This is a genomic window from Blastococcus sp. TF02A-26, assembly GCF_003319125.1.
GTDB lineage: Bacteria > Actinomycetota > Actinomycetes > Mycobacteriales > Geodermatophilaceae > Trujillonella.
Genome location: NZ_QOHG01000015.1, coordinates 78,947 through 90,669, shown reverse-complemented (window position 1 = coordinate 90,669; position 11,723 = coordinate 78,947). Strand labels below are relative to the sequence as shown.

The 11,723-nt window shown below is 74.2% G+C and carries 12 protein-coding genes and 1 pseudogene; 6 read left to right on the top strand and 7 right to left on the bottom strand.

Annotated features, from left to right (window positions below; all coding sequences use genetic code 11):
* Nucleotides 1–54: 54 nt before the first annotated feature.
* Together DQ240_RS24070 and DQ240_RS16805 are read right to left on the bottom strand one after the other, a co-directional pair.
* Nucleotides 55–438: a hypothetical protein gene (locus DQ240_RS24070; RefSeq protein ID WP_233498787.1), complete on the bottom strand. Its 384-nt coding sequence runs from the start codon at nt 436–438 to the stop codon at nt 55–57.
* 20 nt (nt 439–458) lie between these two features.
* A pseudogene (locus DQ240_RS16805) lies at nt 459–1,820 on the bottom strand (bifunctional 3'-5' exonuclease/DNA polymerase); the annotation flags it as partial.
* On the opposite strand from DQ240_RS16805, the gene DQ240_RS16800 reads away from it, so the two are divergent.
* Nucleotides 1,819–2,055, top strand: coding sequence for a hypothetical protein (locus DQ240_RS16800; RefSeq protein ID WP_113840764.1), 237 nt, complete (start codon nt 1,819–1,821; stop codon nt 2,053–2,055). The pseudogene DQ240_RS16805 and the gene DQ240_RS16800 sit on opposite strands and share 2 nt — an antisense overlap.
* 218 nt (nt 2,056–2,273) lie before the next feature.
* The gene (locus tag DQ240_RS16795) at nt 2,274–2,477 is read left to right on the top strand and encodes a cold-shock protein (protein WP_113840763.1); all 204 of its coding nucleotides are present in this window, start codon (nt 2,274–2,276) and stop codon (nt 2,475–2,477) included.
* Nucleotides 2,478–2,542: 65 nt separating this feature from the next.
* Here the strand turns inward: DQ240_RS16795 and DQ240_RS16790 are convergent, their stop codons facing one another.
* A complete protein-coding gene (locus DQ240_RS16790) occupies nt 2,543–2,815 on the bottom strand; it encodes a hypothetical protein (protein WP_113840762.1) in 273 nt (90 codons plus the stop codon).
* 99 nt (nt 2,816–2,914) lie between these two features.
* Here DQ240_RS16790 and DQ240_RS16785 point away from each other — a divergent pair, with 99 nt between their 5' ends.
* Nucleotides 2,915–3,274, top strand: coding sequence for an ArsC/Spx/MgsR family protein (locus tag DQ240_RS16785; RefSeq protein WP_113840761.1), 360 nt, complete (start codon nt 2,915–2,917; stop codon nt 3,272–3,274).
* Between the two features lie 43 nt (nt 3,275–3,317).
* On the opposite strand, the gene DQ240_RS16780 is transcribed toward DQ240_RS16785, so the two are convergent.
* Both DQ240_RS16780 and DQ240_RS16775 read right to left on the bottom strand, forming a co-directional pair.
* Nucleotides 3,318–6,062, bottom strand: coding sequence for a glucosidase (locus DQ240_RS16780; protein ID WP_199589357.1), 2,745 nt, complete (start codon nt 6,060–6,062; stop codon nt 3,318–3,320).
* Between the two features lie 82 nt (nt 6,063–6,144).
* Nucleotides 6,145–6,939, bottom strand: coding sequence for a creatininase family protein (locus DQ240_RS16775; RefSeq protein ID WP_113840760.1), 795 nt, complete (start codon nt 6,937–6,939; stop codon nt 6,145–6,147).
* A gap of 93 nt (nt 6,940–7,032) precedes the next feature.
* Between DQ240_RS16775 and DQ240_RS16770 the strand changes: the two genes are divergently transcribed.
* Genes DQ240_RS16770 through DQ240_RS23340 form a run of 3 tightly spaced genes read left to right on the top strand, consistent with a single transcriptional unit; the run spans nt 7,033 to nt 9,969 of the window.
* The gene (locus DQ240_RS16770; RefSeq protein WP_113840759.1) at nt 7,033–8,355 is read left to right on the top strand and encodes an amidohydrolase family protein; all 1,323 of its coding nucleotides are present in this window, start codon (nt 7,033–7,035) and stop codon (nt 8,353–8,355) included.
* Between the two features lie 19 nt (nt 8,356–8,374).
* Entirely contained in the window at nt 8,375–9,772 is a 1,398-nt protein-coding gene (locus tag DQ240_RS16765; protein WP_113840758.1) for an amidohydrolase family protein, read from the top strand.
* A gap of 47 nt (nt 9,773–9,819) precedes the next feature.
* On the top strand, nt 9,820–9,969 hold the full coding sequence (locus tag DQ240_RS23340; protein ID WP_158548752.1) for a hypothetical protein: 150 nt from the start codon (nt 9,820–9,822) through the stop codon (nt 9,967–9,969).
* A 123-nt stretch (nt 9,970–10,092) separates the two neighbouring features.
* Here the strand turns inward: DQ240_RS23340 and DQ240_RS16760 are convergent, their stop codons facing one another.
* Together DQ240_RS16760 and DQ240_RS16755 are read right to left on the bottom strand one after the other, a co-directional pair.
* Entirely contained in the window at nt 10,093–10,302 is a 210-nt protein-coding gene (locus DQ240_RS16760) for a hypothetical protein (protein WP_233498782.1), read from the bottom strand.
* A 170-nt stretch (nt 10,303–10,472) separates the two neighbouring features.
* Nucleotides 10,473–11,651, bottom strand: coding sequence for an ABC transporter substrate-binding protein (locus DQ240_RS16755; RefSeq protein ID WP_113840757.1), 1,179 nt, complete (start codon nt 11,649–11,651; stop codon nt 10,473–10,475).
* Between the last annotated feature and the right edge of the window lie 72 nt (nt 11,652–11,723).

Genomic DNA, 11,723 nt, shown 5'->3' with positions numbered 1-11,723 from the left:
GCTGAACACCCCCGGGACCCCCGCAGCCGCCCCGGCTGCGGGGGTCCCGTGCGTTCAGCCCGCCTCGGCCCAGGAGCGGACGACGGCGACGTCGAGCGGGAAGTCCACGCCGAACGAGCCGAAGAGCAGCCGTCCCGCCTCGGCCGCGGACCGCCGGACCTCCTCGACCACCGCCGGCGCCAGCGCCTCGGGTGTGTGCACGACGACCTCGTCGTGCAGGAAGAAGACCAGGTGCGGCCGCTGCTCCAGCCGCCCCTCCCCCAGCCGCCAGAGCCGGTTGCGCAGGTCGGCCAGCCAGCACAGCGCCCACTCGGCGCCGGTGCCCTGGACGACGAAGTTGCGGGTGAACCGGCCCCAGGCGCGGCGCTCGCGGTCCCGCTGGTCCCGCGGCCCGGTCTGCTCGGGGGCCTCGCCGAGGTCCGCCTGCGCTGCGCCCACGCGCCGGTCGGCATCGGCGAGCCCCGACCGAGCAGGGTGTGCACCACCTCGCCGCGCTCCCCCGCCCGCGCGGCCTCCTCCACCAGACCGATGGCCCGCGGGTAGCGCCGCGCCAGCCGGGGCAGCATCCGCCCGCTCTCGCCGCGGGTGCCGCCGTACATCGCGCCGAGGATGCCGAGCTTCGCCTCGGCACGCGTGCCCACCGCCCCGCCGGCCACCATGCCCGCGTAGAGGTCCGCGGCCCGGGCCGCCTCGGCCATCGCCGTGTCCCCGCTCATCCCGGCCAGCACCCGCGGTTCCAGCTGGGCGACGTCGGCGACCACGAGCCGCCAGCCGTCGTCGGCGACGGCGGCCGGGCGCACCAGCGTGGGCACCGACAGCGCGCCGCCGCCGGACGACGCCCACCGCCCGGTGACCACGCCCCCGGGCAGGAACGTGGGCCGGAACCGGCCGTCGCGGACCCAGGTCTCCAGCCACGTCCAGCCGTTGGCCGCCAGCAGCCGGGCCAGCCGCTTGTACTCCAGGACGGCGGGGACCGCGGGGTGCTCCAGCCGCTCGAGGGTCCAGGACCGGGTGTCGGCCACCGGCAGCCCGGCGAGCTGCAGGGCACGGAGCAGCTCCGTCGGCGAGTCGGGGTTGAGCTGCGGTGCGGCCAGCCCGGCGCGGATCTCCCCGGCCAGCCGCTCCAGGACGGCGGGGCGGGCGCCGCCGCCCGGCCGGGGGCCCAGCAGGTCCTCCAGCAGCCGCTCGTGGACGTCGGTGCGCCACGGGAGCCCGGCGGCGGTCATCTCGGCCGCGACGAGCGCACCGGAGGACTCCGCGGCCAGGAGGAGTGACAGCCGGGCGCGCTGCGTCGAGGCCTCCAGTGCCGCGCGCTGCCGTGCGTCCTCCGCGGCCGGGTCCAGCGCGTCGGCGGGGTCGTCGAGGGGGAAGAGCGCGGCGTCGGCGTCCCCGGCCGGCGCGAGGGCGTCCCAGCCCGGGGTGTCGTCGCCGGTGAGCAGCGCCTGGTCGGCGAAGGGCGAGCGGCGCAGCAGGGCGTGGCTCAGCCGCAGGTCGGTGCAGCGCTCGACGCGGACCCCGGCCGCGAGCAGCGCCGGGTACCAGCGGGTGGTGTCGTCCCACACCCAGCGGACGCCCTCGGCCTCCTGGTCTCGGACGTACCGGGGGACCTGGTCCCCAGCGAGGCGGACGGTCGCGTCGCCGTCGGACGGGTCCCGCGCCTCGACGATCCCGCCGGCCGAGCGGCGGAGCAGGACGCGGCGCACCCCCGCAGTCTCGCCCAGAGCCGGCGCAGACCCGATCCGGCGAACATCCGCGTCGAACGGCGGGGCCTCCGCGGGTGCCGGGGTAGCGTCGGGGCCGAACCCGAGGGGGCCTCCCATGGCGGAACACCGCGGACTCTGTGCCGACGCCCATCTGGGCTGCCCCTGCCGGGGCGACGCGACCCGGCACGAGGAGCGCGCCCAGGAGATCAGTGAGGCACGAGCGCAGTCGGCCGATGCGGTCGAGTGCCCCGAGTGCGGCGGTCCGACGACGCCGCTGGCGATCGCCTCGTGGGGCAACTGCCGCGCCTGCCGGACGGCGCAGTCGAGGCAGACGCACCCGCTGCGCTGGTGAACCCGACCCCTCGGAGGGACCGGTTCTGCGGCGGGGCGTCGACCAGGCGCGATGGATCCCCTACAGTGGGCGTCGGTCGCTGTCGTACCTCTGCTTCGTTCTCGGACGTCCGCAGTCGTCTCTGTGCCTGACGTTCCTCTCGGTCCTGCCGGTCGGTGCGGCGACCCCGACCCGGTGCTCTGCCAGGTCGGACACCTCCAGCACGGAATGAGAACAGCATGGCTACCGGAACTGTGAAGTGGTTCAACGCGGAGAAGGGCTTCGGCTTCATCGCCCAGGACGGCGGCGGCGCCGACGTCTTCTGCCACTACTCCGCCATCACCGGCACCGGCTACAAGTCCCTCGACGAGGGCCAGCAGGTCGAGTTCGACGTCACGCAGGGCCAGAAGGGCCCGCAGGCCGAGAACGTCCGCGCCGTCTGATCTGACGACGCACGGAAGGGCCACGGCGCACAGCGCCGTGGCCCTTCTGGCGTTCCGGGGGTCCGTCAGCCGCGGAGCAGCGACCGCAGACCGCGGGTCACGCACCGGGTGAGGTGGGTGCCCAGGAGCACCAGGTCACCCCACTCCGCGGGCCGGGGCCCGGCAGGGGCAGCGGCGACGGGGCGCGGGATCTCCTCGGCGGGAGGCGCCGGCGGGGCCGGCGGCACGAACAGGTCCAGCGCCGACCGCCGCTGCGGGGCGCGCAGCGAGTCGAACGACGGGATGGGCGGCGAGGCCGGACCGTCGTCCTCGATGGAGCCGGACTCCCGATCGCTCACCTGTCGGCACTCCCCTCGTCGTCCCCGAGGGACCGTCCAGCGTTCCGTCGACCCTAACCCCGGCCCCGCCGGCCCGCCCCGGGCCCCTAGGCTCACGGCGTGGAGGTCTGGTTCAACCCCTCGTGCTCGAAGTGCCGTACCGCCAGGGCCCAGCTGGATGACGCGGGCGTCGACCACCGGCTGCGCCGCTACCTGGACGAGCCGCCGACCGAGGACGAGCTGCGCGCCGTCCTCGCCGCGCTCGGGCTGCAGCCGTGGGACATCACGCGGATGGCCGAGCCCCGTGCGAAGGAGCTCGGGCTCAAGGACGCGCCACGGGACGCCGACGCCTGGATCCGGGTGCTCGTGGAGAACCCGAAGCTCATCCAGCGCCCGATCGTGCTCGGCGACGACGGCCGGGCCTGGGTGGCCCGCGACGACCGGACGCTCACCGAGGTCCTCGCCGCCGCCCGCGGCTGAGCGGAGTCGCTGAATGACGGTTTCCGTCACCCAGCGACTCCGTTCAGGAGAACCGGGGGTCGGGGGGCAGCCGGGGGTTGAGCAGGTGCGCCACCAACGCCGTCCAGCCGGTCTGGTGGGAGGCGCCCAGGCCCTCGCCGGTGTCGCCGTCGAAGAACTCGCTGAACGTCGGGTGGTCCTGCCACAGCGGTGACCCGGTGGCCTCGATGCGCTTGCCGTCCGCGGGGCGCTGACCGTCGACCGGCCGGAACAGCGCGGTGAGGCTGCCGTCGATGAGGTCGGCGGCCTCCACCAGCGTGCGGCGCTGGCCGGAGCCGGTGGGGATCTCGATGGTGAACGAGTCGCCGTAGAAGCGGCCCAGGGTGCGCAGCTTGTCGGCCAGGAGCACGTTGACCGGGAACCAGACGGGCCCGCGCCAGTTGGAGTTGCCGCCGAACAGCTTGGTCCGCGACTCCCCCGGCTCGTACTCGATGGAGACGTCGCGGCCGCCGACCTGGGCGAACACCTGCCCGGTCGCCTTGGACAGCGACCGGATGCCGAACGGCGACAGGAACTCGTTCGTGTCGAACATCCGGGTGAGGATCCGCTCGAGGCGCTCGCGGTCGACCAGCGACAGGATCATCTTCCGGCCCTCGGGCGCCGAACGGCTCAGCAGCGGGCCCATGAGCTCCGGGCGCCGGCGCTGCAGCCAGCGCAGCTGGTTGGCCACGTCGGGGCACTCGGATTGGATCCACGAGGGCACCTCCGTGGCCCCGAGGATCGGCAGCAGCCCGACCATCGACCGGACCCGCAGCGGCTCGGCGGTGCCGTCGGGGGCGACGAGGACGTCGTAGAAGAAGCCGTCCTCCTCGTTCCACAGCGACTCCTCGTGCGAGCCGAACTCGTTCATCGCCTGGGCGATGGAGAGGAAGTGCTCGAGGAACTTGGTCGCGGTGGAGTCCCACGCCTGGTCGAACCGGGACAGCTCGAGCGCGATCTTGAACATCTGCTGGCAGTAGAACGCCATCCAGCTGGTGGCGTCGGACTGCTCCAGCCGGTAGCCCGGGGGCAGCGGCGCGGAGCGGTCGAACAGCGCGATGTTGTCCATGCCGAGGAAGCCGCCCTCGAACAGGCCCGAGCCGGTGGCGTCCTTGCGGTTGACCCACCACGAGAAGTTCAGCAGCAGCTTGGTGAAGACCCGGATGAGGAACTGCCGGTCCCGGTAGCCGTCGATCCGGTAGACGTGCCAGGCCGCCCAGGCGTGCACCGGCGGGTTGACGTCACCGAAGGCCCACTCGTAGGCCGGGAGCTGGCCGTTGGGGTGCATCGCCCACTCCCGGCACATGAGGACCAGCTGCTCCTTGGCGAAGTCCGGGTCCACGTGCGCGAGCGGGATGCAGTGGAAGGCGGTGTCCCACGCGGCGAACCACGGGTACTCCCACTCGTCGGGCATCGAGATGACGTCGGCCAGCGCGAGGTGCCGCCAGCCGGAGTTGCGCCGGCCGCGCTTGCGCCGGGACTCCGGGGCGGGCGACTCCGAGTCGCCGTCCAGCCACTGGGAGACGTCGAAGCGGTACAGCTGCTTGGTCCACAGCAGGCCGGCGTAGGCCCGGCGGGCGACGTGCCGGTCCTCGTCGGACAGGCCCGGGTGGATCACCGTGCCGTAGAACTCGTCGGCCTCGGCCCGGCGGGTGGCGCAGACGGCGTCGAACTCCTCGCCGAAGACGGCGTCGTCGGGGTCGGCCTGGCGCAGCCGCAGCCGGACGCTGACCGTCTCCCCCGGGGCGACGGCGTCCCACTGGTACCAGAACGCGGCCTTCGTGCCGGTGCCCGCGGGGTTGACCGCCTTGCGGTCGCCGTCGACGACCCGGCGGCCGATGCCGTCCTTGGGGTACCTGCTGCTGTTGCGCGCGGCCCCGAAGAGGGCGACGGCGTTGGTCTCGTTGTCGCAGTGCAGCACCGTCGGCGACCCCTCGGCCGCGAGCACGTAGCGCCCCAGGTAGCCGTGCTCGGCCTCGACGGCCTCCAGCCCGGACACCGTCAGCGTGGGCGCCAGCAGCTGGGTGATCACGCCCTGGCGCTTGTCGCCGCCCCAGGACCACGTGTTGCGGAACCAGACCTGCGGGAGCAGGTGCAGCGGCGCGGCCTCGGGGCCGTGGTTGGTGGCGGAGACGACGATGCAGACGTCCTCCGGCCCGGCCTTGGCGTAGGAGACCTGGACGTCGAAGAAGCGGTCCTCGTCCAGGACGCCGGTGTCGGCGAGCTCGTACTCGCGCTCGAGCCGGCTGCGGCGGGCGTTCTCCTCGCGCAGCTGGGCGTAGGGGTACTCGGCCTGCGGATAGCGGTAGAGCCACTGCATCCAGGAGTGCGTGGGGGTGCCGTCGACGGCCCACCAGTACTCCTTGGCGTCCTCGCCGTGGTTGCCCTCTTCGTTGGTGAGGCCGAACAGCCGCTCCTTGAGGATCGGGTCCTTGCCGTTCCACAGCGCGATCGAGAAGTTCAGGAAACCGAAGCGGTCGCAGATGCCGCCGAGGCCGTCCTCGCCCCACCGGTAGGCGCGGGCGTGGGCGTGGTCGAACGGGAAGGAGGCCCAGGCGTCGCCGTCCTCGGAGTAGTCCTCGCGGACGGTCCCCCACTGGCGGCCGGCCAGGTAGGGGCCCCACGTGCGCCACGGCGCGGACATGCTGCCCGCCTCGGCCAACCGGGCGTGCTCGGCGGTGCGCGGACCGGGATCGTCCGGCGACTGGGCGTCCTGGGGACCCGGCGCGACGTCGCGCGGGTCGGGGACGCCGTGTGCTGCGGCGGTCACGGAGCCACAGTGCCACGGGGACGTTGCCGTTCCGTGACGCGTGGGGTGCCGTCCGTGTCACGTGGGGTCGACGGGACCAGCGTCACTGACGGGACGGCACCGCCCCGGCTGCCGGATCGAAGCGGGCCACCTCGGCCAGCGCCTCCCCCAGGTACTCGACCATCCCGGCGGCCCGCTGCGCCCCGTACTCGGCGGTGGCGTGCGTGGCATCGCCGACGACGCCGGCCGGGCCGAAGTCGTCCGAGGACCAGCCGAAGGAGACCGAGCCGCCGAACCGGACGTGCCGGTAGCCGTCGAGGTGCTCGGGCACCCAGCGGCCGGCCTTCGTCATGTCCACGAGCTCCGGCCGCAGGTGCAGCACCAGCGACGTCTCGTCCATGCCGCCGTGCACGCCCATCCCGAGCTCCCCCGCGGGGCTGGTGCCGCCCTGGTCGGCCGGCGGCCGGGGGTGCAGCACGAACGTGCGCAGCCCGGTCTCCAGCCGGATGTCGCGCGCGGCGACCTGCAGGAGCGCGGAGTTGCCGCCGTGCCCGTTGAGGAAGGCCAGCCGGCGGGCTGGCGTGCGGGCGATGCTGCGACCGAGGTCGTGCAGGACGGCGGTCAGCGTGGCCGCCGACAGCCAGAAGGTGCCCGAGGACCAGGCGTGCTCGTTGGACTTCGTGTAGGCCAGCGGCGGCAGCAGCCACAGGTCGAGTTCCTCGCCGAACCGCTCGACCGCCCGCTCGGCCATGGCCTGGGCGATGAGCAGGTCCGTGCCCACCGGCAGGTGGGGGCCGTGCTGCTCGATCGCGCCGGTCGGGAGGACCAGGACGCTGTCCGGGCCGAGAGCCGCGTCGAGAGCCGGGGCGGAGAGGTCGGTGAGCAGGCGGGCGGGCATGGGCCGCACGCTAGGGACGCCGCGTTGCCGGCGGATGTCGCGCGCGGGACGCCGCGTCACCTCCCCGGAACACCGGGCTGCGAGCCTCCGCCGGTGCTGATCGTGCGGAACGCCGAGGTGGTCTGGACCGGGACCGGCGAGGAGCTGACCGGGGTCGACGTGGTCTGCGGGGACGACGGCCGGATCGCTCCCACCGCGGGTGCCGGCGAGGTGCTCGACGCGGCCGGCTGCGTGGTCACCCCGGGGCTGGTGAACGCCCACCACCACCTGCTGCAGACGGCGTTCCGGACGCTGCCGGGCACCCGTGGCGTCCCCATGGCGCGGTGGCTGCCGACCATGGCCGCCGCCTATACCGCCGTCGGGGTGGACGACGAGCTCGCCGCCGTCGCCGCGTCCGCCGGGCTGGCCGAGGCGCTGCTGTGCGGCGTCACCACCGTGGCCGACCACCACCTGACCTGGCCGCGCGGGAGCGCCGACGCGGACGTGGCGATCGCCCGCGCGACGGCCGGTGCCGCCCGCGAGCTCGGCGCCCGGCTGGTGTTCGTCCGGGGCAGCGCCGGCGACGACCCCGAGCAGGCCGCCGCCTCGGCCGACGCGATCGCCGTCGCCCTCGTGCCGCCCGGCGGGGTGACCGCCGACGGGGTGCTGCAGGTCGCCGTCGGTCCGGCCGGCGTGCACAGCGACGGGCCGGAGACCTTCGCGCTGCTGGCCGAGATGGCCACCCGGCACGGGTTGCGCCGCCGCACCCAGGCCAACGAGCAGGTCGACGTGGACGTCGCCGCGGAGCGCTACGGGCGGCGGCCGGTCGACCTGCTCGAGGAGTGGGGGTGGCTCGCACCGGACGTGACGCTGGCGCACCTGTGCGCGGTGACCTCCGACGAGATCGCGCGGCTGGCCGCCGCCGGCGTGACCGCGACCCACGCACCGGGCTGCGACCTGCCGATGGGCTGGGGCGTGGCGCCGATGGCCGCGCTCGCCGACGCCGGGGTCGCGGTCGGCCTGGGGACCAGCGGCGGCGGCTCGAACGACGCCGGGCACCTGCTGGCCGACGCCCGGCTGGCGATGCAGGTCGCGCCGCTGGCCGGCCGGCCGGTGGCCGCCCGCGAGGTGCTCACCTGGGCGACCGCCGGCTCCGCGGACGGCCTGGGCCGCCCGGACCTCGGCCGGCTGGTCCCGGGGGCGTGGGCCGACCTCGTGTGCTGGGACGTCGACGGCGTCGCCGACGCGGGCGTGGCCGATCCGGTGGCCGGGCTGCTGTGGGCGCGCCCGGGACGGCGTCCGCGGCACGTGGTCGTGGGTGGACGGGTCGTCGTCCGCGACGGGGAGCTGGTCGCCGTCCCCGAGGGCGACGTCGCGGGCCGGCTGCGCACGCTGCTGACGAGCCGGGAACGCCGTCGTCACCGCGCGGCAACGTGAGGCGGTCAGGGTCGGGGGCGTGACCCTGCTCCTCGTGCGCGACGCCGTCCTGCTGACCATGGACCCCGACCGGCCCGATCCGTTCCGCGGCTGGATCACCGTCGGCGACGACGGGCGGATCGCGGCGATCGAGCCGGGCGAGCCACCGGCCGACCTGGTCGCCGACGAGGTGCTCGACGCCGCCGGGAAGCTGATCGGACCGGGCTTCGTGTCGGCGCACAGCCACCTGTTCACCTCGGCGTCCCGGGGGCTGGGCATGGACCAGTCGCTCTACGGCTGGATCCAGGCGATGACCCGGTACACCGACGCGGCCGACGCCGAGGACGTCTACTGGCTGACCCGGCACGGCGCCCAGGACTTCCTGCGCAACGGCATCACCAGCGCCTACGACTTCACCTCCGCCGGGCTGCCCTTCACCGCCGGCAGCGGCGACGACTCAGCCCGCTACGAGGCCGCCCTGCCCGACACCGCGTTCACCCACGCCCAGCTGCGCGGCAAGGCCGACGCCGGGCTGCGGCACGTGCACAGCGTCATGCTCGGCCAGGGCGGGGTCTCCCCCGCCGACGCGCTGGCCCAGCTCGACGAGGTGGTCGACGCCGCCCGGGACGTCGACCCGGCGCTGCACCTGGGCGTGGCGCTGAGCGGCACCGTGCAGTGGGCCGACGACCCCGGCGCCGCCGAGGTCGAGGTGGCGGCGATGCGCCGGCACGGGCTGCTGAACCAGCCGCACTTCCTGGAGACGGCGCAGGACGTGGAGCTCCAGCAGTCGAAGTTCGCCTGGTACGCCGACGCCGGCGCGCTCGGCCCGGACCTGGTGTTCGGCCACTTCATCCAGACCTCCGACGAGATCATCGCCGCCGCCGCGGCCGCGGGCTGCGGGATGAGCTGGCAGCCGATGAGCAACGGCCGGCTCGCGTCCGGCGTCGCGCGGATCCCGGAGATCCGGGCGGCAGGCATGCGGGTCGGGATGGGGCTGGACGACCAGTCCTGCACCGACGTGAGCGACCCGTTCTCCAACATGCGGACGGCGCTGGCGCTGGTGCGGGCGACGTACCGGGACCCGTCGGCGCTACCGGTCCGCGACGTGCTGGAGATGCACACGCGGGGCTCGGCGGAGGTCCTCGGCGTCGACGACCGGGTGGGCACGCTGCGGGTCGGCCGGTTCGCCGACTTCCTCGTCGTCGACCCGCGCGACCCCGACACCGGCCCTGTCTGGGACGCCTACGGCACCTACGTGCTGGCGTGCTCGCTGCGGAACCTGCACCAGGTGTGGGTGGGCGGGCGGCTGGCCGCCGACGGCACCCGGCTGTGCGACCCGGAGGCGACGACGGTGGTGGACCAGGTGCACGACCGCCTCGCCCGCCTGGTCACCCAGGTGGACGGGGACCAGGTGTTCCCGCCGTTCGGCCGCGGGTAGGGCAGCGCTCCGGCCGTCCACGGGGACGGTCCCAGCGAGGAGGCAGCGTGGCCGAGAAGAGCGGCAAGGGCAGCGACGCGGCGAAGAAGGCGAACGCCAAGGCCGAGAAGGAGGGCAAGAAGAACCCCCGGACGAGCTCGGCCGCCCAGAGCGAGCTCGGCAAGAAGGGCGGCAAGAAGAAGAGCAAGAAGTCCTGACCGGGCTCCTCGCGGCCGGTGGCGGAGGAGCTCAGGACCCCGACGGTGTGCGCGCCGGTGCGGCGGGAGGCGCCTGCGGTGCACCGCGGCGCACGACGTCGGGGCCGTGGCGCCGGTGCGGGGCTACCAGCGGGAGTTCTGCTGCCGCTTGGCGATGACGACCAGGACCACGAGGACCAGGACGAGCGGCGCCCAGCCCGGCAGCGAGAAGCCCGAGAGCAGCAGGCTCGCGACGAAGATCAGCAGCTGGAACGCGAGCCAGAAGCCGACGAGCAGGATCACCCAGAACAGCACCGGCCGCTCGTACTGCAGGCGCTTCAGGTAGTCCAGCATCGTGTCTCCTCGGTCGCGCGCGCGACGCCCCGTCGGGTGCCGCGTCCCATTGAACGCCCCACGGACCGGGGGGGCGTTCCCCGCAGCGCCGGTCCCTCGCCAGATCGGGTCAGGACGCGGCTGCGCCGGCAGCCCGCGGAGGGGCTGCCGGCGCAGTCGGTGCGGTCGGGTCAGACGTCGGCGCCGATCGACATGTCGATGAACTGGTTGGTGACGACGTCCTCGGGGGTGAGCCCCTCGGCCGGCGGCGTTCCCTGCTCGGTGAAGATCGGCGTCGTCTGCTCGATCAGGGTCTGCATGCGCTCCATGTCGAAGTCGCCGTGGGTGTCGTTCTCCCCGTTGCCCGAGATCCCGAGCTCGGCCATCGTCTCGGCCGCGTAGTCGGCGACGCCCTCGCTGTACTGCCAGCCGGTGTCGTACTCCTCGACCAGCGAGACGATCAGCTCGTTCGCGCCGGACGGGTCGGCCAGGTAGTCGACGTCGGCCTGCTGCATGAGCGGCACCAGCTCGGTGAGGCAGTCGCTCAGCGGCTCCAACTGGTCGGCGCGCACCGACAGCGACGAGGCGTAGACCTGGAAGCCGGCGTCGTGGATCAGCTGGTACTCGACCGGCTTGCCCCAGGCGTCGACCTCGTTCTCGTAGATGTAGGGCTCGGCGCTGGCGTAGCCCTGCTGGGCGTCGGCGCCCTCCGCGGCCACGAACGCCGCCGGGCTGCCGTCGTAGCTGCCGTCGAGCTGGTCCTCGCGGAGCAGGCCGGCGCCCACGAGGTAGTCCATGTAGGCCGAGCCCTCGAAGTAGCGCACGGTGGCGTCGGTGTCGGCCAGATCGCCGATCTCGTCGACGTCCGGGTAGGTCTCGGGGTCCCACATGATCATCTGCGGGGACTTCTCCAGCTGGGCGAGGACGCCGACCGTCGGCTGGTCGGCCGACACCTGGATCCCCTCGTCGGTGTCGACGTAGCCGAGGGTGATCGAGTCGTCGGAGTACATCTGCGCACTGACCGGCTGGAAGCCGATCGCCGGCCCGCCGGCCCGGACCTCGACCATGACGCCGGTGCTGTCACCGGCGCTGTCGACGAGGGTCGCGCTGACCGTCTTCGCCCCGGCGTCGATGGAGACGTCGTCGCCGAGGAGCTGGTAGACCCCGCCGTGCTCGGCCTCGGGGTTCCAGTCGGTCTGGATGACGACGGTCTCGGGACAGCCGGCCGCGGCCAGGTCGGTGCTGCCGATCTCACCGGTGGGACCGGCGGCGTCGGCCGAGCCGCCGTCGTCGTCCTCGCCGCAGGCGGAGAGGACGAGAGCGAGGCTCGCGGCAGCGGCGAGGCCGATGGAGGTACGGGTCCGGCGCACGGGTCTCCTTGAGGGGTGGGGTGGGACGGCGTCCCCGGGACCGGGGCGCCGTACAGAGGGGGCGGGGAGGGC